This window comes from Archangium sp. (genome assembly GCF_036388035.1).
Classification (GTDB): domain Bacteria; phylum Myxococcota; class Myxococcia; order Myxococcales; family Myxococcaceae; genus Archangium.
The window spans coordinates 15797-34061 of record NZ_DASVSO010000473.1; the positions used below are offsets into that span (position 1 = coordinate 15797).

Sequence of the window (18265 nt, forward strand, 5' to 3'; positions counted from 1 at the left end):
CGGGTGGCCGGACCGGCCCGCCGTGTGCACCCTCCCGGAGGAACCATGGCCATTCCCTTCCTCCACGACACCCCGCCGCCCGTGGATCCGGTGGCCGCGCTGCTCCAACTCCTGGAAACGGAGGCGGAGCGGGTGGTGCGCCTGTGGTCCAAGCGCATCCGCGCGGAGACGTACGAGGTGGACATCCCCGGGCGCAACCTGCGCGCCCCCCTGCGCCGGCTCCTGGATGAGCTCGTCCGCCTGCTCAGGGACCGAGGAGATGACGCCTTGCGCCTCTGGCCGGAGGTGGTGCGCTCGCACGGGGCGCGCCGGTACGACCAGCGCTTCGAGGTGGAGGACCTGGCGCGCGAGTTCAAGTCGCTGGAGGAGGTGCTCCTGTACGTGTACGCCCGGCGCAACGGCGTGCTGGAGCCGGAGGTGGCCACCTTCATCGTGGAGCTGGTGGGCGAGGCGCATGCCTCGGCGCAGGCCTCCTTCGCCCGGGTGCTCAGGACGGAGGAGGTGCGCTTCCGCGAGGCGGCGGTGATGGAGTCGGTGCTGCACCACGTGGAGGTGGGCATCCTCCTGGCCGAGATGGACGGGACGGTGTCCTTCGCCACGCCGCCGGTGAGCCGGCTCATCGGCGTGCCCATGCGGGCGGTGGTGGGGGCGCGCTCGCAGGCGTCGCTGGTGGCGGTGCTCGCCCAGGTGAACGCGCGCCACCCGAATGGCGAGCCCTTCAAGGTGACGGACATGCCCTTCGTGCGGGCGCTGAAGGAGCGCGGCCCGGTGCGCGGGGTGCTGGTGCTGGTGGAGCGGCCCGGCAGTGGCGAGGCCACCCTGGAGCTGAGCGCCACCCCCGTGTGGGAGGAGGGCGGCGAGCTGGTCGGCGTGCTGCAGACCTTCACGGACCGGACCGAGTCGGCCAACAAGTCCAAGGCGCTGGTGAGCGCCCACGACGAGCTGCGGCGGTTGCAGGGGCGGCTCCTGCAGCGCACGCGCACGCAGGCGCTCGGGCAGCTCGCGAGCGGCGCGGCGCACGCGCTCAACAACTTCCTCAACGTGCTGCGGCTGCGGATTACGTTGCTGCGGCGCGACTCCAAGCCCGAGCACCTGGACGCGCTGGACAAGACGGTGGGGCAGGTGGGCGAGCTGGTGGCGCGGCTGCAGGAGTTCAACGTCCAGCGCACCGAGGAGCAGCACGCGGACGTGCAGGTGGACGCGACGGTGCACGAGGCCCTGGAGCTGGCGCGGGCGGAGCTCGAGCAGCGCGAGCACCCGGTGACGGTGGAGCTGCGGCTGGGCAACCCGGGGGCGGTGAGGGCGGATCCGGGCTTCTTCCGCGAGCTGGTGGTGAACCTGCTGCTGGCCGAGAAGGAGCGGCTGGGCGAGGCGGGCGGGCGGGTGCGGGTGGAGACGCGGGCGGAGGCGAGCGGGTGGGTGATGCTGCGCGTGGAGGACTCCGCGGCGCCCTACGACGAGGAGGAGCTGACGCGCTTGTTCGATCCGCTCAACCGCGACGCGGGGGCGCCCCAGCTCTCGCTGCTGCTGGCGGTGGCGCGCAGCCAGGTGCAGCGCTGGGGGGGCGAGCTGACGGTGGAGAACATGCCCGAGGGCCATGGGACGGCCTTCGTGGTGCGGCTGCCGCTGGCGCGCTCCGAGGAGGAGGCGGCGGAGCGGGTGGAGGCGGGCCGGGCCGCGCCGAGCCCGAGGCGCTTCCAGCAGACGCGCCGGGTGCTGGTGGTGGACGACGACCTGGACAACGCGCGGATGATGGCGGAGGTGCTCAGCGAGGAGGGCTATGACGTGAAGGTGGCCCCCAGCGGAGACGTGGCGCTGAAGCTCTGGGAGGAGCGCCGCTACGACGCCGCCCTGCTGGACGCGGTGATGCCGGACATGTCGGGGTGGGAGGTGGCGCGCGAGCTGCGCAAGCGCTCGCCCCAGGCGCTGATGGCCATCGTGACGGGCATGGACGTGCGCGGGCAGAACCGCGCCAACCTCGCGCTGGTGGACGCCGTGTTCCGCAAGCCCATCGACGTGGGCGCGCTGGACGACTTCCTCGGTCAGTCGGAGTCGCCCTTGGCGGGCGGCGCGGGCGGGGCCGGCGCGAGCGGCTCCGGGTCTCTTCCCCAGACGTGAGGCCCCGGGCGCGGCGGTTCCGGCCAGGCCTCCAGGCGCGCTCCCGTGTCGGAGGTGGAACACCGGGAGTGGATTTCTTCATGCGTCCGACAGCGGGGAGCCAGAGCGGGTACAGTAGGGCGCGGGGGCCGTGCCACAACGCGCTGAGGGGAATGCATGCACATGGACGCAGGGAGGGCCGAGTGGCCGATGGCCGTGCCCGGGTCGGACGAGGACCTGGAGTTGCGGCTGGCGCTGACCTCTCCGTCGGACACGGCGCGTGGCATGTTCCTGCGGACCATGCTGGAGGCGGTGCGCACCCTGGGGGACGAGGAGTTGATGCGGCGCTGCCAGGCGGCGGGCGGGGAGGAGAAGCTGGTGGACTTCTTCATCTACCCCATCACCGTGAACCTCCGGATGGTCTTCGCCGCGGCGCGGATGCTGGAGACGCGGTGCGGGAGCCGCGACGAGGCGCTCCGGCAGCTCGGGCGCAGGGCGGGGGAGTGCTTCCTGGCCTCCACGGCGGGCCTGGCGCTCCAGTTCCTCGCCCGGGGAAACACGAAGCGGCTGGTGAGCAACCTGCCCTCGGCCTACCGCGCCGCGGTGAGCTTCGGGGCGCGCTCGGTGGTGTGGACGGGGCGGACGAGCGGACGCCTCACCATGCGGCGCGAGTTCATGCCCTACCCCTTCCAGGAGGGCATGCTGCTGGGCGTGCTGGAGAAGGCCCACGCGAAGGGCGTTCGGGTGTGCGGGCATCAGCTCTCGACGCTGGAGAGCGACTACGACATCTCCTGGGAGACGTGAGCGCCCCCGCGGGGGCCGGGCGAGCGGACAGCACTCCGGCGAGGTGGCCCTGACGGTTGCCGGCTGATACGGGGAGACGATGAGCCCCTCCCCGCGTCCGCTCGCCGCCATCTTCGACATGGATGGCACCCTGGTCGACAACATGCGCTTCCACGTCCAGGCGTGGGTGGCCCTGTCGCGCGGCCTCGGCCTCGACGCGCCCGCGGAGCGCTTCGAGCGGGAGTTCGCCGGCATGCGCAACGAGGAGCTCCTCCCCGCGCTGCTCGGCCGGCCCGTGGCGACCGAGGAGCTGGCGCACCTGGCCGAGCGCAAGGAGCGCCACTACCGCGAGCTCTACGCGCCCCACCTGGCGCCCCTGCGGGGCGCCCGCGAGCTCCTCTCCCGCCTGCGGGGGGCGGGCTTCGGCCTCGCGGTGGCCTCGGCCGCGCCGCGCGCCAACCGCGCCTTCGTGCTCGACGGGCTGGGCCTGCGTCCGCACTTCGCCCACGTCATCGGGGCCGAGGACGTGTCGCGCGGCAAGCCGGCCCCGGACCTCTTCCTCGCCGCCGCGCGGGCGCTCGGGGTGGAGCCCTCCGCGTGCGTCGTCTTCGAGGACGCGGTCAACGGCATTCTCGCGGCGCGCGCGGCGGGGATGCTCGCGGTGGGGGTCTCCACCCTCACGCCCGACGCGGTGCTGCGCGAGGCCGGGGCCCATTGGGTCATCGGCGACTTCGCCACGCTGCCGCGGGCCTTCGAGCAGCTGCTCTTCGCTGACACTGTTTGAATCCCGTGCCACGGAAATCTGGAATAGTGTTGATAGCTTTTCAGCACTGAAAGCTTTCGCGAAACCCTGCCATGCCCGTGCGCTCCCGGTGCAATCCAACAATGTCAGTGGATGGCCGGGGGCCCACCCCGTTTCCCCTCCGACACCGGGGGGACGATGGTCGCTCGTGAAGCTGACAGGCGGCCCTGAAACAATTAGGATAGTCATTGCTCAGCCGGGCTGATTCCTGCCAACGGGGGCACTCGGGACCGTGAGTACCCGCGGACCCTTGGGTGGGTAAAGCCAGACACCTGGCAGCGGGAATCGACGCAGAGAACTCGGCACAAAGGGGTCAGGGGAAATGAGCAGCGCAGCCACCGCATGGAATGTCGCGCCGCAGGCGTGGAACATGGTTCCCCCCGGGGGAGTGCAGGAGTGGGGGCAGCGCATGGCGCTGGCCTCCTCGGAGGACAGCGTCCGGGGGCTGTTCTCCCAGAGCGTCCTCAAGTCCATCCGCGCCCTGGGCGACGAGGCCCTGGCGCGGCGCTGCTCCGCGGTGTGCGGGCAGGCGCGCTTTGTCGACTATTTCAGCTACCCCATCCGATTACACCTCCAGATGATTTCCGCCGCGATGCCGGCGCTCGCGGCCCGTCACGGGGATGGGGAGCAGGCCCTGTGGCTGCTGGGGCACTGCGTGGCCATGGACTTCCTGGACTCGGAAGCGGGCAGGACCATGCAGGTGCTGGTGCGGGGGGAGGCGAAGCGGCTGGTGAACAACCTGCCCTCGACCTACCAGGTGGCGCTGACCGGGGAGCGCTCGGTGAAGTGGCTGGGGCCGCAATCGTGCCGCTTCATCATGAAGCGCGACTTCATGCCCGCGCCCTTCCATGAGGGCATGCTGGTGGCGATGCTGGAGCGGTTGAAGGCCAGCAAGGTGAAGGTGGTTGGCCGTCAGACGAACCTGCTCGACAGCGAGTACGACATCGCCTGGCAGTGAGTCGCGGGGAGCGGCGGGCGGCTACACTGCGCCTCCGTGGACCCGACTTTCCTGGAGCAGCTCCGCCGCAAGGTGGAGGCCGGCGAGACCCTGAGTCATCCGGAGCTGGACGCGCTGCGCTCCGCGGCGCGGGACACGCCGGGGCCCACCCTGCGGCTCGCCGTGGCGCATGCGCTGGTGAACGCGGGCGCGGAGCGCGAGGCCCTGCCCCTGCTGGAGTCCCTCCGGCGCGACTTTCCCCAGGACGTGCAGGTGCGGCTGGGCCTGGCGCGGGCGCTGCTCGGGCTGGAGCGGATGGGGGATGGGGAGGCCGTGCTGCGCGAGGCGCTCGCCCTCAACCCGGGAGATCCCGAGGCCCTCAAGGTGCTCGCGGTGCTGGCCCTGCGACGGGGTGAGCACGGCCGGGCCCGGGCGTATGTGGTGGAGGCCCTGGAGAGAGACCCCTTCGACGAGGAGGCGCGGCTGCTCAAAGCGGAGCTGGAGGCCGCGGACGTGCCCCCTCCGCCCTCGCCCCGGGCGCGGGCGCTGCGTCCCGAGTTCACCGCCGCGCTGCTGGCCGCGCTCCACCGCGCGGGCGTGGCGTGTCGGCGGCAGGCAGGCGCCTTGCTGGTGAAGCTCGCCTCGGGCGAGGTGGGGCGGGTGGACGTGGCCTCGCTCTACGCCGACTACCGGGACGGCGAGGGGGACCTGGCCGCGTACGTGGAGGCGCTGGTGGCCCAGCTCCAGGGCCTGTCCGGGAGCGCCGGGGATGCGCGTGCCCTGGAGGCCCGGCTGCGACCGGTGCTGCGGCCCGCCGATTTCGAGGCGCAGGCGGTGGGCGCGCTCCACCGGCCGGGGCCCGCGGGGCTCGAGGTCTTCTACGTGCTGGAGGACGCGGAGCTGCTGCGCTACCTGCCCCGGGCGGCGCTCGGGCCCGCGGGGCTCTCCGCCGAGGCGGTGGACGCGGTGGCCTGGCGCAACCTCGAGGCGCACCCCGCGCCGGTGCGGCCGGTGGTGGTGGACGAGGGGCAGGTGGTGCTCGCGGAGAGCTTCAGCGGGCTGTGGGCCGTGGCCGGAGGGGACGGGTACGACGCCGCCCGGCTCCTCACGGCGGAGCAGCGCGAGCGCCTCGTGCTGCACGCCGGAGAGGTGCCCCTGTGCGTCCACCTGGGCCGGCGGGAGTTCGCGCTGGTGTGCCGCGAGTCGGACGTGCCCGCCCGGGAGTCGCTGGCCCGTCTGGGCAGTGCCCCGGACGGAATCTCCGGCCTCTTCCGGCTCGGGGCCGGGGGGCTCGAGCGGCTCTGAGTCACCCGGCGGTGGCCGGAGGCGGCAGCACGTCCACCACGTTCACCTCGCGGAAGCCCGCCGAGAGGAACAGCACGCGCAGGGTGTTCTCCGCCGAGCGCCGCGCCCGCTCCCTCAGGCGGGCATCTCCCTTCACCTCGCGCTCGAAGGCCTCGCGCGCCTTCTCCAGCAGCAGCGTCGTCTGCGCGCTGTCCAGGTTGGAGCCGATGATCTCCGTCTCCCCAGGCCTGAGTTCCACCTGCACCTCCAGCGGCGGGAGGGCCACGTCCACGCGCGTGCCCTGGACGCGCAGCGAGGAGCCATCGAGCCGGCCGAAGTCATACCCGAGGTGCACGTCCGCGAAGACGATGGCCCGGCCGCGCGGTGTGTGGATGGAGTAGGCCGCCCAGTTGATGACGTCCTTCCAGAGTGAGTTCGTCGCCTGGGGCTCGGGGGAGAACTCGACCTTCTTGTAGAGGGACACGTCCAGCGTCTCCAGCCGGGCCACCTCGCGCACGCGGGTGACGAGCGCTGGCGTGTCGGGCAGGGCGGGGGGCTTGGGACGCAGCAACAGGAAGGCCCCCACGGCCCCGGCGGCCAGGGCGACGAGGAGGAACAACACCCGCGGGAGGAGGCGCACCATGGGCCGCCATTCTAGTCGTTGTGGGGTAGGGTTCGCCGCGCCATGGCCCTCACGTCCCTTGGGGATGAAGAAATCCAGTCACTCGGTGAGCGGGGGTGGTTCACCCGCGCGTCCTTCCTCGGGGAGGCGGATGCGCGGGCCGTCCATGCCGAGGCGAAGGCACGCGCCGAGGCCGGCCTGCTGCGGCCCGCGGGCATCCGCCGGGGCGCGGACCACACGCTGGACAGGGACACGCGCGGCGACTTCATCTCCTGGGTGACCCCGGAGGAGCAGGGCTCGGCGATCGCCCGCCTGCGCGAGGCCTTCGCCGCGCTCGGGGAGACGCTGTCGGCCGAGGCGTACCTCGGACTCGGGCGCTTCGATCTGCAGCTCGCCTGGTACCCGGGTGAGGGGGCTCGGTACGCGCGCCACTTCGACGCCTTCCCCGGCCAGTCCAACCGGCGCGTCACCGCCATCTACTACCTCAACCCGGACTGGGTGCCCGCCCACGGGGGCCTGCTGCGCCTCTACCCCGAGGGCGGAGCCGTGGACGTGGCGCCCACGTTGGACAGGCTCGTGGTGTTCCTCAGCGAGCGCATCGAGCACGAGGTGCTGCCCGCGCAGGGCTCCCGGCTCGCGCTCACCGCCTGGTACTACGGGCGGGGCGCGGGGTGAGGGGGGCTGGGCAAGCGTGTGCCCAAGGGGCTGCACGGCCGGTGCCCGGGTGCCTCGAGTCCTGACTCCCCGTACCTTCCCGAAGGAGGGTTCCGTCATGACCGAGAAGGAGCAGCAGCAGGGAGTCCTGGCCCAGAAGTACGGGGCCGAGCTCCAGCAGATCGACTCCCACGTCAGCCAGATGGAGGCCCTGCTCCAGCGCAACTCGGCCGAGCAGCTGCAGGTCACGCGGGAGGAGTTCGAGCTCATGCGCCGCTCGCTGGGCATCGTCCGGCAGTCGCTCTCCCATCTGCTGCTCGCCGACGACAACGACTGGCACCCGCTCAAGGAGCAGTTCGAGCGGGCCTGGAGTGACTTCCAGGAGCACTCCCGGAGGATTGGCACCGCCTCGGGCGAGAAGCCTCCCGCGCAGGGGTGATCAGCGCCTGGCTCCGGCGCCCTTGCGCCCCCGGCCGACACCGCCTCCGCTCGCGTCGAACCTCCCGGCCAGGTCCTGGCGCTTGAACTCGCGCACGACGTAGTCCACGAACACGCGGGTCTTCGCGGGGAGCTGCCGGTGCCCGGCGTAGTAGAGCGAAATGGGGCCGATGTCGGCGTGCCAGTCCGGCAGGAGCCGCACCAGCGTTCCCTCGCGCAGGTAGGGCAGCGCATTCATCGTCGCGACGAAGGCGATGCCCAGGCCCATCACGGCGCAGTGACAGAGGGCCTCGGGGTCATTGAGAATCATGCGCGGCCGCATGTCGATGGCGACCTGCTCGCCGGAGCGGTTGCGCAGTGGCCAGGAGCGGATGCGCCCCGTCAGCGGCGAGCGCAGCAGGAGGCCCTCATGGTGCTGGAGGTCGGCGGGCTCCTTGGGCGGTGTGATTCGCGCCACGTAGGACGGTGAGGCCACCGCGATCACATGCGCCCGGGCCAGCTCCCGCGCGGCCAGCCCCGAGGGAAGGTCGAAGCCGCCGCCAATCGCCGCGTCGAAGCCCTCGTTGATGAGGTCCACCGGTCGGTTGTCGAAGTGCCAGTCCGGCACGATGCCGGGATAGCGCCCGAGGAAGTCCTGGAGCAGCGGCACGAGGTAGCCGTGCCCGAAGGCGGCGGCCATGCTGACCTTCAGCACCCCCGCCGGTTGTTCCGCGGCCAGCGACACGTTGGCGATGGCCGTCTGGAGCGTGTCGAGGCCGCCGCTGACCTCGCGCAGGAAGCGCTCCCCCGGCTCGGTCAGCGTCAGTCCCCGGGTGCTGCGCTGGAACAGGCGCACGCCCAGCCGGGTCTCGAGCCGCGCGACATTCTGACTGACGGCCGCGGGCGTGAGTCCCAGCCGGCGCGCGGCCGCGGAGAAGCTCGCGGACTGCGCGCTGCGCACGAACGACTCCAGGGTGATGAGGGTCTCCATGCTTTAAACATCCTGTTGAAAGTGATTCCGCGGATTGCCCTCTACTGCAAGAGGTGCCGCGCCTCCATCATGGTCTCCATCAGCAACCGGGCACGGACCACGGCGTCCGCCCCCTTCCCGCTGTCCCTGGAGACCGACATGAGCCCCGCCCACCACCCCAAAGCCGGCCTCGATGCGCTGCTCACGCCCGACAACTGCGTGCTGCTCCTCATCGACCATCAGCCCTTCCAGTTCGCCGGCCTGCGCAGCCACGACACCCAGACCGTCATCAACAACGTCGTGGGGCTGGCCAGGTCCGCGAAGCTGTTCGGCGTCCCGACGTTGTTGACCACGGTGGTGGAGGAGCGCGGCGGCTACATCCTCAAGCAGCTGCAGGACGTCTTCCCCGAGCAGAAGCCCATCAACCGCACGTTCATCAACACCTGGGAGGACACCCGGGTCGTCGAGTGGGTGAAGAAGACCGGCAAGAAGAAGATCGTCATGGCCGCGCTGTGGACGGAGATCTGCCTGGCGATGCCGGTGATTCAGGCGCTCGGCGACGGCTACGAGGTCTACATCGTCACCGACGCCTCCGGCGGCGTCACCCTCGAGGCGCACGAGATGGCGATTCAGCGGATGATCCAGGCCGGCGCCGTGCCGCTCACCTGGACGGTCTTCGCCTCCGAACTCCAGCGCGACTGGGCCCGGACGGACACCGTGCCCGGCCTCGCCCAGCTGCTCGTCGACCACATGGGCGTCGTCGGTACCAGCTTCACCTGGGAGCAGCAGCTGCTCGCCACGCACTCCGCGAAATGAAGGCGCGGGGGTGATTCCCTTTGGCAGCGGGTGCTTGCCCGTGGGGCAGGTGGCCCTGGTCGCAGCCAATCCGCTGTGTGCCGATGGCCAGGTCGTCGATCCACCAGTCGGTGGGCACCGAGAGGCCCTGGTAGAGAACGACGCCGGTCTCGAGCACGGTGAAGTCGGTGGCCTTCTCCCGCGTGGGCCGCGCCGTCGTGGGTGGATCGGAAAAGACGAACCTCTCGGGCCATTCGAGCTCGGCTCCGTTGAGCCAGACGCGGGGCTCGGCGGCTTCCGGGTGGGAGCCGTTGGCTCCATCGAAGAGCCATTCGAGACAGGCCCAGTCATCGAGCACGAGCGGCGTGTCGGAGAGCAGCACCCACTCGGGGAAGCCTGGCGGCTCGGGCGGGTGCCAGATGGCCATGTACTTCTGCTGGTAGGTGGCGAGCTCGTACCAATCGAGCGTGTCGAACGCGCGGTCGGCACTTCCAGGCCGCGGGTACCGTGCGCTGAAGAGCCCCGCGTGCGAGGCGGGCCGCGCGGGAGTCGTGTAGACGTAGGCGCGGCCCCACAGCACGGGACCGAAGTGGGCGGGCAGGTCGAAGCGGACGGTCTTCTTGGGGCCTCCCTGCGTCCCTTCCTTGCCTCCCACCAGCTCCCTGGCGTGCAGCGCATACCTGCCGGTGTGGGCACGCGTGTCGTCCACGAGCAGCTGGCCGTTGAAGTCGTCGCGGTGGGCCGTCCAGCCGGCCGGCAGTGCACCTTCCTCGAAGTCCCAGCACAAGGTCGCCTGGGCCGTGCAGCCGGTGGTGGCGCTCATTTCCCCGCCCGGTGTCGGCTGGCGGTGTGCACAGGCGACCCCGAGGGTCAGAAGCAGCGTCGAGCTCCACCCTGCGATTCGGGTACGCGACATGGGAAGTCCTGTCTTGGTGGGAGGCCCTCCCCGGCTCGGGCGAGGCACGCGTCGCTGTGCTCAGCGGCGCGTGAGTGCGCCGAAGCATGGGCATGGGACGGATGGGGTCTTGTCGAGGGGGCGGACCTCTCTAGGGAACCGCTGTCACCGGAACCTGAATCAACTTCTGGATCTCCTTCACACTGGCGCCAATCTCATTCACCAGCACGGCGAGGTCGATCGCGGTGGACGCCGCCGTGCCAACCCCAGGGAACGCTCCGGCCACGGTGCTGACCAGCCCCGCCCAATTCGTCCAGTCGCCCGGCTTGCGCGCGATGTTGTAGATGTCCGTGACGCCGACGATGAGCGTGCCCAGGACGGGCACCTTCCGTCCCACGATCTTCTTCATCGTTTTGTCGCGGATTCTCTCCGGGAGCAGCGAGGCGAGTGCCGCGACGATCTTGGCGATCTTCTCCTTGCCGATGCCCTGCTCGGCCAGGAGATGCTTGACCACGCCCGAGAGCCCCTTGACGACGTCATCCATTTCGCCGCGCATCAGTCCACTGACGACCTTCATCGCATCGGTGGACTTGGTCATCTTCAGGATGTCCGCGAGGGCGCTGAATCTTCCGCGCAGCGGCGTGAGGAGCGTGTCCATGATCTTCGAGCGTTGTGAGTCGGAGAGGAGCCCCCAGCCCGAGGCAGCTCCCTCCGCCATGTACGCGAAGGCGGCCTGGCCGTTGCCCTTCTGCCACTGCTCGTACGCCTTCGCGAACAGCTCTACCGCCTTCAACCCGGACTCTTTTTTGGAGAGAAGCGCCAAGACATCCTTGGTCGTCTTCTCGTCGAGCTTCAGCACGACCTGCAGGAACTTCAGGAACTTCTCCGGCCCCGCCACGCCGACGTTGCGGAAGAGCTTCGTCAACTCGGCGGTGAGGGCCGCGTTGTTGCCCGGGGTCTTCGAGGTCTGGGGGGCGCTCGTCGTGCGGGACTGCGCGGGGCCACCGCCCCGTGGCGTGTTCGACGTACCGGCGGAGGACCCACCTTGAGTCGTCACCGCTTTGGACATCACGGCGGTCGCTATCCGGAGCCGCGCCGCCGTCTTGATGATGGCCGTGCGCTCCTTCTCTGAGAGCCGGAAGTCCTTCGGTGGGAGCAGGAGCCGTGTCCCCAGGGTGATCGCGTTCGCGTCCTTGCCGATGACGCGGCTGTTGTAGGAATACACCTCGGCCCATCGCCGCTCATCGCCGTAGATGCGGCTGGCGATCTTCGAGAGCGTGTCGTTTTTCTGGACGATGTAGTCAGGAGGCGCGAGGGCCATCGGGTGGGAGCTCGCTTTCACCGGATTAGCCGGAAAAGGGTGCTGAAGGCATGTGGAGGGAGCAGACCCTTGGGAGCATAGAACGGAGAGGGGACGCTTGTTGAGGGGGAGCCTGTCCTCGGGCCAACCTCCGGTCGGTCCCGGGGGGCTGCTTTCTTCTCCCACACGGGGAGAAGCAGACTCGGTGACACCATGATGAAATCCGCGCCCCTCCTCCTCGCGCTCACCGTTGCTGGATGCTCCGCCCCGCAGCCGGCGTCATGCCCTGCGGATTTCGACACCTTTCTCGCCCGCTACAGCGAGGACGCCGCGTTCCAGCGCGAGTTCACGGCCCCCGTGGTCATCCAAACCCACGTCGAGAACGTGGAGCCGGAACCCCGCACCGTCACCGAGCACAAGCCGGCGGACACGCTCGTCTATCCGGCGCTGCTGGGCCGTGCCAAGCGGGAGGCCCGGGGCCTCAATGGCATGAAGGTGACCTCCGGAGCCCGGCAGGCCCTGGTGACGATCTGGAAGGAAGACACCGACTACCAGATCTCCTACCGCTTCGAATTCGACTCGTGCTGGCGGCTCGTCCAGGTCGACGACGAGTCGCTCTAGTTTCAGCGACTCCACAGCACGTCGACGATGACGGCGTAGTGCACGGAGGCCCCGGCGATGACCATGAGGTGGAACACCTCGTGGTAGCCAAAAACGGTGGGGTGGGGATCCGGCCATTTGCGAACATAGACCCCGGCGCCCAGGGCATAGATGACGCCCCCGAAGACGAGCCACCCGACACGCACCGGGCCAATGACGTCTGGCAGCCGCGGGATCAACGGGAGCGACACCATTCCCAGCACGACATAGAGCACGGAGCGCAGCCCCCGCGGCCCCGAGCGGCCCAGCAGCGCGAGCCCCGCGCCCGTGAGCGCCGCGGCCCACATCACGCAGAGCAGCAGCGGGCCCCGGCCTTCCGCGTCCATGGTGGCAATGGGCGTGAAGGTCCCCGCGATGAGGGCATAGATGGCCGCATGATCGAAGCGCTGGATGCGCTGGGAGGTGGTGGGGCTCCAGTTGGGACAGTGGTACGTCGCGCTGATGCCGAACATCAGCACGAGGCTGACACCGAACACCCTGCCAGCCAGGTGCCGCACCCCCTCCGCCGGGGCCAGGGCCAGGAAGAAGTACCCGGCGAGCGCCACCACGAACGCGAACGCGTGCGACACGCCGCGCAGCCGGGGCTTCACTTCCTCTTCAACTTCAACCCGAAGAGTCTCGACGCGCTCTTTGGAGGCCATGGATTACTCGTACCTCCGACGGCCCCCCGTTGCGTCGGCGCATGGCCTCCTCCTGTCCAGGCACGGACTTCTGGCGCCAGGGCCTGCCGCCCTGTGCACAGGTCAGGTGGGGAGAAGTGTCGAGCACCCGGCGATGCACCCCGTGTAGGCCACGGGGTCACCGCAGCTCTACGTCAGCAGCTGCGGCTCGAGCTCCACCTTCATCCAGCCCGGCTTGCGCGTGTCGAAGGAGCGGTAGGCCTCGATGGCGCTCGTCAGCGGCTGCACGTGGGTGAGGAGCTCCACCGGATCCACCGCGCCCGTGCGCACCAGCTCCAGCAGGTGGGGGATGTACTTGCGGTGGGGGCAGTTGCCCATGTTCATCGTCAGGTTCTTGTTCATCGCCTGGCCGATGGGGAACGTGCGCATCTGCTGCGGGTACACGCCGATGATGGACAGCGTGCCGGCCTTGGCCAGGGCGTCCACCGCCCAGACGAGGGCCTGGGCCGGCGCGTCACCGGGCACCCAGTTGTCCCCATCCGGGTTCGTCTTCGGCGCCACTTCCTTCACCTCCCGCTTGAACTCCGCCTTCTCCTTGCGCGCCGTCTTCGCCGCTGGCCCGTGGTGCGCGTGCATCGAGTCCACGCCCACCGCGTCGATGGCCCGGTCCACGCCGATGCCCCCCGTCAGCCGGAGGATGACGTCCACCGGGTCCTCCTCCTCGAAGTTGATGATCTCCGCGCCCTGGGCCCGCGCCGCCTCCAGCCGGTCCAGGTGGCAGTCGATGGCGAAGATGCGCCCCGCGTCCATCAGCTTCGCGCTCAGGATGGCGAACTGCCCCACCGGCCCGCAGCCGAACACCGCCACCGTGTCCCCGGGCTTTATCTCCGCGATGTCCGCCCCGAAGTAGCCCGTGGGGAAGATGTCCGAGAGCAGGATGGCCTGCTCATCCGTCACCTCGTCCGGGAGCTTCACCAGCCCCACGTTGGCGAAGGGGATGCGCGCCCGCTCCGCCTGGAGCCCGTGGAAGGGCCCGCTCATCTCCGGCCCGCCGAAGAACGCCGTGCCGGCGCGCTTGCCGTTGGGGTTGGCCACGTCGCACTGCGCGTAGTAGCCCGAGCGGCAGTAGGAGCACGTGCCGCAGGCGATGGTGGACGGAATCACCACCCGGTCCCCCGCGCGCAGGTTGCGCACGTCCCGGCCCACCGCCTCCACCACGCCCACGCCCTCATGCCCGAGGATGGTGCCCGGCCTCATCCCCGGGAAGGTGCCGCGCACGAAGTGCAGGTCCGTGCCGCAGATGGCGCTCGCCGTCAGCTTGACGATGGCATCCGTGTCCTGCTGGAGCTCCGGCTCCGCCATTTCCTCCAGCCGGATGTCCCCAACCCCATGAAAGACGACTGCCTTCATTGCCGCTCCTTCCCCCCGCGGGGCACCGGGCGGATGGCCGCGCCGGCTTCGGAACCTCCTCGCTAGGGGTGGGCACGCGCCCCGTCCGGTGCCAGACAGAGGCGCTCCCTCTCCAGGAGGGCGGACGGCGGGGCTAGCGGCTGACGTGCAGGGCGAGGCGCTTGCCGAAGACACGGCGGAAGAGGAGCGTCTCGTGCTCCACGTTCCACAGCTCCAGGTCCACCGGCTGGCGCGCCTTGAGGTGCAGCGACACCGCCTCGCGGCCATTCACGGCCCGCAGCTCCTTCACCGGCTGATGGTGGCTGCTGTCCAGGGAGTTGGCCACCCGCAGCAGCGTGGCCAGCTTGCGCACCAGGCGGGCCTCATGGGCACTCAACCCCTCCATGCCCGCGTGCTTCAGCTCCGGCGGGCTGCGCTGGTGGTAGCGCGCCACCCGGGCCACCAGCTCCCGCTCGCGGTCCGCCAGGCCGGGGATGTCGCTGTTGTGGATGAGGTAATAGGTGTGCTTGTGGTGGCGCTCGTAGCTGACGGCGTTGCCGAGGTCGTGCAGCAGCGCCGCCGTCTCCAGGTACGGCCGGCACGAGAGCGGCAACTGGTGCAGCGCGGCCAGCTCGTCGAAGAGGGTGAGGGACAGCGAGGCCACCTGCCGCGCGTGCTTCTCGTCGAAGAGCAGCCGCCGCCCCATGGCCACCGCCGCGTCCGCCAGCGAGTGGTCCTGGCGCGTCTCGTCCTGCCGGTACAGCAGGTCCACCAGCAGGCCGTCGCGCAGGCCCCGGTTGACGGCGGTGACACTCTCCACCCCCAGGTGTTTGGCCACCCGCTCGAGGACGGTGGCGCCCGCGACGATGATGTCCGCGCGCCTCGGGTCGAAGCGCTTGCGCCGCCGCTCCGGCGGCAGCTCCGCCAGGGTCTCCACCGCCTGGGAGAGCTGGCGCACCGTCGCGTGCGCCGTGCCCTCGCTCGCCGCGAAGCCCACCACCGCGTTGATGGTGCCGGAGGAGCCCAGCGCCACCCGGGGCAGGTTGTCGGGCCGCTCGGGGATGGCCTTGCGCAGCTGCTCCTCCACGTAGCTGCGCATCAGCCGCAGCTGCTTGGGCGTCACCTTCCCGGCCGCGTCGAACATCTCCGTCAGCCGCACCGAGCCCATCGCGAGGCTCCACAGGTCATCTGGCCGCTCGCCCGTGGCGATGGCCACCTCGGTGGAGCCTCCGCCGATGTCCACCAGCAGCGAGCGTGTGTTGGGCGGCTTGCGGTGCAGCACGCCCAGGCAGATGAGGCGCGCCTCCTCCTTGCCGCTCACCACCTCCAGGTTCAGCCCCGCCTCGTCGCGCACCCGCTGGACGATTTCCTCGCGGTTCTTCGCGTCGCGCATGGCGCTGGTGGCCACCGCTCGCACCCGGGCCTTGTGCCGCCGGCACAGCGCCGCGTAGCGCCGCAGCGTGGACAGCAGGCGATCCGCCGTCTCCTTGGGCATCACCCCACTGGCGAAGACGCCCTCTCCCGGGCGGATGGGGTCTCGCTCCTGGTGGAGCGTCTCCAGGGCGCCATCGGCGTCGGGCCGGGCCAGCTCCAGGCGGACGGCATTGGTGCCCACATCGATGGCGGCGAGCACGGGCTGTAGGGGCGAGGTGGGCATGGGTCTTCCAGAAGTCCGAAAGGGAGCGGATGGCCGGGTGGGGGGCTTCACCCCACCTCCCTCATCCTTATTAGGGTTTCGTGACAGCTCCGTGACGTGACGGGGTCGCCATCCTGCAAGAGTCTCCGCCCGTGTCTCCGCCCGTGGAAATCAATGACCCGCAGCTCTTCATCAACCGGGAGCTGTCCTGGCTCGCCTTCAACGAGCGGGTCCTGGCGGACGCCTGCGACCCGGAGCTTCCTCTCTACGAGCGCTTGAAGTTCTTCGCCATCGCTTCCTCCAACCTGGATGAGTTCTTCATGGTCCGCGTGGCGGGCCTCCAGCAGCAGCTCGCCAATGGGGTGGCGGAGACGGCCGCGGACGGCATGCTACCCGCGGAACAGCTCGCCGCCATCAGCGAGCGCGTGCACCGGCTGGTGGACGAGGCCTCGCGCCTCTGGGTCGAGGAGCTGCGGCCCGGGTTGGCGGGCGCGGGCGTGTCCATCCTCCGGCGGGACAAGCTCACGGCCGAGCAGAAGGCGGCCGCGCGCATGTACTTCACCACCTTCGTCTTTCCGGCCCTCACCCCGCTGGCGGTGGACCCCGGGCACCCCTTCCCCCATCTGCGCAACAAGTCCCTCAACGTGGCGGTGCTGCTGCGGCGCGAGGGCCCCAAGCGTCGGCGCAACGGGGCGGGCACCTCGCTGGCCGTGGTGCAGGTGCCCGGTCTGCTCCGCCGGCTGGTGCCCCTTCCGGCCGAGAGAGGCCTGGCGTTCATCCTGCTGGGAGAGCTCATCGCCCTGTGCTCGGGCGACCTCTTCCCCGGCTACGTGGTGGAGCACACCACCGCCTTTCGCGTCACGCGCAACTGGGACCTCAACGTGGACGAGGAGGAGAGCGAGGATCTCCTCTCCACCCTCCAGGAGGAGCTGCGCCGGCGCGAGCGGGGCGCCGCGGTGCGCCTGGAGCTGGACGCCGTGGCCAGCCCTCACATCGAGTCCCTGCTCACCGCCGCCCTGAAGCTGGGGCCCATGGACGTGTACCGGCAGTGGGCGCCGTTGCAGCCCTCGGACCTGATGGCGCTGCTGGACGTGGACCCCCGGCCGGAGCTGCGCGTGGAGCCCTTCACGCCCGTGGTGCCCCCGGTGCTGCGCGACGTGGGGTCCCTCCTGGACGTCGTCGCCGAGCGCGACATCCTCCTGCACCACCCCTACGAGTCCTTCGACCCGGTGGTGCGCTTCCTCGAGGAGGCCGCGGAGGATCCGGACGTCCTCACCATCAAGCAGACGCTGTACCGCACCAGTGGCGACAGCCCCATCGCCCGGGCGCTGTCGCGCGCGGTGGAGAACGGCAAGCAGGTGGCGGTGCTGGTGGAGATCAAGGCCCGCCTGGACGAGGCCAACAACATCGCCTGGGCGCGGAAGATGGAGGAGAGCGGGGTGCACGTCGTCTATGGCCTCATCGGCCTGAAGACGCACACCAAGGTGGCGCTGGTGGTGCGCCGCGAGGGCAACGGCATCCGCCGCTACGTGCACCTGGGCACGGGCAACTACAACCCGCAGACCGCCCGCCAGTACACCGACCTGTCCCTCTTCACCTCGCGCGAGGAGATGGCCGACGACGTCAGCGCCCTCTTCAACCTGCTCACCGGCTACGCGGTGGCCCCGCAGTGGAAGCGGCTGGCCGTGGCGCCCATGGGCCTGCAGGAGAAGGTGCTCTCGCTCATCCACCGCGAGGCGGACAAGGCCCGGCGCGGCGAGCCCGCGCGCATCCTCGCGAAGATGAACTCCCTGGTGGACGCCAGCGTCATCCGCGCCCTCTACGCGGCGAGCCAGGCGGGGGTGGAGGTGGACCTGCTGGTGCGCGGCATCTGCTGCCTGCGGCCGGGCGTGCCGGGGGTGAGCGAGCGCATCCGCGTGACGAGCGTGGTGGACCGCTTCCTGGAGCACAGCCGGGTGTTCGCCTTCGGCGCGGGGCCCAGCCCCGAGGTGTGGATGAGCAGCGCGGACTGGATGCCGCGCAACTTCCTGCGCCGCATCGAGGCCATGTTCCCCGTGGAGGACCCGGCCATCCGCCAGCGGTTGCTGGACGAGGTGCTGGGCGTGGCGCTGCGGGACAACGTGAAGGCGCGGCGGCTGCGGGTGGACGGCACCTATGTGCCGGTGAGCCCGGAGGGGACGCTGGTGCGCAGCCAGGGCGTGCTGATGGAGATGGCCCGGCGCACCCACCAGCCGGACCTCAAGCCCCTCGAGGTGCTGCGCCACGCCACCGCCCCGGACGCTCCGCCCTTGCGCCAGGTGCCCCAGGCCACCGGTTGACGCCTGGTGCGCGCTTCACTTCTGGACGTCCAGAAGTCATGTGCGGCTTTGTGCTACATCACTTCTGGACGTCCAGAAGGGGAGGG

17 protein-coding genes are annotated in these 18265 nt (G+C 70.4%); 10 read left to right on the forward strand and 7 right to left on the reverse strand.

Annotation, left to right across the window (positions count from 1 at the left end):
- The first annotated feature begins 45 nt into the window (after positions 1 to 45).
- The 5 genes from VF697_RS19135 (at position 46) to VF697_RS19155 (ending at position 5924) form a co-directional block, all read left to right on the forward strand.
- Positions 46 to 2118, forward strand: a complete 2073-nt coding sequence (locus VF697_RS19135; RefSeq protein ID WP_331097030.1) for a hybrid sensor histidine kinase/response regulator — start codon at positions 46 to 48, stop codon at positions 2116 to 2118.
- Between the two features lie 162 nt (positions 2119 to 2280).
- Entirely contained in the window at positions 2281 to 2901 is a 621-nt protein-coding gene (locus VF697_RS19140) for a TIGR02265 family protein (protein WP_331097032.1), read from the forward strand.
- A gap of 79 nt (positions 2902 to 2980) precedes the next feature.
- Positions 2981 to 3664 (forward strand): HAD family phosphatase, encoded by a 684-nt coding sequence (locus VF697_RS19145; RefSeq protein WP_331097034.1) that lies wholly within the window; start codon positions 2981 to 2983, stop codon positions 3662 to 3664.
- 340 nt (positions 3665 to 4004) lie between these two features.
- Complete coding sequence (locus VF697_RS19150; protein ID WP_331097036.1) at positions 4005 to 4640, forward strand: TIGR02265 family protein; 636 nt, start codon at positions 4005 to 4007, stop codon at positions 4638 to 4640.
- 36 nt (positions 4641 to 4676) lie between these two features.
- Positions 4677 to 5924: a tetratricopeptide repeat protein gene (locus VF697_RS19155; protein ID WP_331097038.1), complete on the forward strand. Its 1248-nt coding sequence runs from the start codon at positions 4677 to 4679 to the stop codon at positions 5922 to 5924.
- Position 5925: 1 nt separating this feature from the next.
- Here the strand turns inward: VF697_RS19155 and VF697_RS19160 are convergent, their stop codons facing one another.
- The gene (locus VF697_RS19160) at positions 5926 to 6546 is read right to left on the reverse strand and encodes a DUF4230 domain-containing protein (protein ID WP_331097040.1); all 621 of its coding nucleotides are present in this window, start codon (positions 6544 to 6546) and stop codon (positions 5926 to 5928) included.
- A 42-nt stretch (positions 6547 to 6588) separates the two neighbouring features.
- Here VF697_RS19160 and VF697_RS19165 point away from each other — a divergent pair, with 42 nt between their 5' ends.
- Together VF697_RS19165 and VF697_RS19170 are read left to right on the forward strand one after the other, a co-directional pair.
- Positions 6589 to 7200: a 2OG-Fe(II) oxygenase gene (locus tag VF697_RS19165; protein WP_331097042.1), complete on the forward strand. Its 612-nt coding sequence runs from the start codon at positions 6589 to 6591 to the stop codon at positions 7198 to 7200.
- Between the two features lie 97 nt (positions 7201 to 7297).
- Entirely contained in the window at positions 7298 to 7618 is a 321-nt protein-coding gene (locus VF697_RS19170; RefSeq protein ID WP_331097044.1) for a hypothetical protein, read from the forward strand.
- Here VF697_RS19170 and VF697_RS19175 read toward each other — a convergent pair whose 3' ends face one another.
- Positions 7619 to 8587 carry a LysR family transcriptional regulator gene (locus VF697_RS19175; protein ID WP_331097046.1) on the reverse strand — a complete coding sequence of 323 codons (969 nt, stop codon included), beginning with the start codon at positions 8585 to 8587 and terminating at the stop codon, positions 7619 to 7621.
- 138 nt (positions 8588 to 8725) lie between these two features.
- Here VF697_RS19175 and VF697_RS19180 point away from each other — a divergent pair, with 138 nt between their 5' ends.
- Positions 8726 to 9382 (forward strand): hydrolase, encoded by a 657-nt coding sequence (locus VF697_RS19180; protein ID WP_331097048.1) that lies wholly within the window; start codon positions 8726 to 8728, stop codon positions 9380 to 9382.
- Here the strand turns inward: VF697_RS19180 and VF697_RS19185 are convergent.
- Positions 9339 to 10184, reverse strand: coding sequence for a hypothetical protein (locus VF697_RS19185; RefSeq protein WP_331097049.1), 846 nt, complete (start codon positions 10182 to 10184; stop codon positions 9339 to 9341). The genes VF697_RS19180 and VF697_RS19185 overlap by 44 nt on opposite strands.
- Positions 10185 to 10407: 223 nt before the next feature.
- On the reverse strand, positions 10408 to 11577 hold the full coding sequence (locus VF697_RS19190) for a LysM domain-containing protein (protein ID WP_331097051.1): 1170 nt from the start codon (positions 11575 to 11577) through the stop codon (positions 10408 to 10410).
- A 192-nt stretch (positions 11578 to 11769) separates the two neighbouring features.
- Here VF697_RS19190 and VF697_RS19195 point away from each other — a divergent pair, with 192 nt between their 5' ends.
- Positions 11770 to 12177, forward strand: coding sequence for a hypothetical protein (locus VF697_RS19195; RefSeq protein WP_331097053.1), 408 nt, complete (start codon positions 11770 to 11772; stop codon positions 12175 to 12177).
- A gap of 2 nt (positions 12178 to 12179) precedes the next feature.
- On the opposite strand, the gene trhA is transcribed toward VF697_RS19195, so the two are convergent.
- The 3 genes from trhA to VF697_RS19210 form a co-directional block, all read right to left on the reverse strand.
- A complete protein-coding gene (trhA, locus tag VF697_RS19200) occupies positions 12180 to 12857 on the reverse strand; it encodes a PAQR family membrane homeostasis protein TrhA (RefSeq protein ID WP_331097055.1) in 678 nt (225 codons plus the stop codon).
- 168 nt (positions 12858 to 13025) lie between these two features.
- Positions 13026 to 14246, reverse strand: coding sequence for a zinc-dependent alcohol dehydrogenase (locus VF697_RS19205; protein WP_331097057.1), 1221 nt, complete (start codon positions 14244 to 14246; stop codon positions 13026 to 13028).
- Between the two features lie 133 nt (positions 14247 to 14379).
- Positions 14380 to 15882 (reverse strand): Ppx/GppA phosphatase family protein, encoded by a 1503-nt coding sequence (locus tag VF697_RS19210; RefSeq protein ID WP_331097059.1) that lies wholly within the window; start codon positions 15880 to 15882, stop codon positions 14380 to 14382.
- Between the two features lie 131 nt (positions 15883 to 16013).
- On the opposite strand from VF697_RS19210, the gene ppk1 reads away from it, so the two are divergent.
- Entirely contained in the window at positions 16014 to 18179 is a 2166-nt protein-coding gene (gene ppk1 / locus VF697_RS19215; RefSeq protein ID WP_331097061.1) for a polyphosphate kinase 1, read from the forward strand.
- Positions 18180 to 18265: the final 86 nt, after the last annotated feature.